Annotated in this window: 1 protein-coding gene; it reads left to right on the forward strand. The window is 70.4% G+C overall.

Going from position 1 to position 1,291, the window contains the following annotated elements; translation table 11 throughout:
* Nucleotides 1–1,291: DUF4118 domain-containing protein (locus U9977_RS25230; RefSeq protein WP_322751777.1), on the forward strand; the 1,291-nt coding region annotated here is incomplete at both ends.

Below are 1,291 nucleotides of genomic sequence, written 5' to 3' on the forward strand. Positions count from 1 at the left end.
GAGGCGATCACCGGGGTGGCCCAACGGGAAACCGTCCCCGACGAGGTCGTGCGCCGCGCCGACCAGGTCGAGCTCGTCGACATGGCGCCGGAGGCGCTGCGCCGCCGGATGGCGCACGGCAACGTCTACGACCCAGGGAAAATCGACGCCGCACTCGGGAACTACTTCCGGATCGGCAACCTCACGGCGCTGCGCGAACTGGCGCTGCTGTGGATGGCCGGCAAGGTCGACGAACAGCTCGACACCTACCGTGCCGAGCACGGCATCTCCCGCCGGTGGGAAACCCGCGAACGGGTCGTCGTCGCTCTCACCGGCGGATCCGAAGGCGAAACCCTCATCCGGCGCGGCGCCCGCATCGCCACGCGCGCCGGCGGTGAACTGCTCGCTGTCCACGTCACCCGCAGCGACGGTCTGATCAGCGCATCCGCGCAGACACTGCAACAGCAACGCGAGTTGGTCGAAAGCCTCGGCGGCAGCTACCACCAGGTCATCGGGCACAGCATCGCGGCAGCCCTGCTGGCGTTCGCCCGCGGCGAGAATGCGAGCCAGCTTGTGCTCGGCGCGAGCCGGCGCAGCTGGCTTGGCACCGTTCTCGGCGGCCGGGGGGTGGCGGCCGAGGTCATCCGCAGCTCCGGGAAGATCGACGTCCACATGATCCCACACGACCGGGCGGGCAGAACCTACCACGGGCTACCGGAGCTCACCGGTGGACTCACCCCCCGACGCCGGATCATCGGGGCGGCCCTCGCCGCGGTCGGCCTGCCCGCTCTCACCGTGGCGCTCACCCGGCTGCGGGGCGACGTCGACCTGGCCGGTGACCTGCTGCTCTACCTCACCATGATCGTCAATGTCGCGGTTGTCGGAGGCCTGTACCCGGCGCTGTTCGCAGCGGTCGGTGCGAGTCTGCTCGCCGACTGGTTCTTCACAGATCCGCCGCACACGCTCTATATGCGCAACACGGAGAACATCCTCGCGCTTGGCGTGTTCGTGGTGGTCGCCACCGCCGTGAGCGTCATTGTCGACATCGCCGCCCGCCGCACCCGGGACGCGGCACGGGCCCGCGCCGAGGCGGACACACTGTCCACCCTGTCCGGTAGCCTCGTCGCGGGGCAGGACGCCGTGTCCGCGGTGCTCGACCGGGTCCGCGAGACGTTCGGGATGACATCGGCCACGCTGCTCGAACGGCAGGACACCGGGCTCTCCCGGGCGGGCGACACCTGGGTGGTGGTCGGTGTCAGCGGCCCCGACCCGTGCCCGACACCGCAGGCTGCCGACACCGAGATTCCCATCC

It is taken from the genome of Protofrankia sp. Cas8, assembly GCF_963555845.1.
Classification (GTDB): Bacteria; Actinomycetota; Actinomycetes; order Frankiales; family Frankiaceae; genus Protofrankia.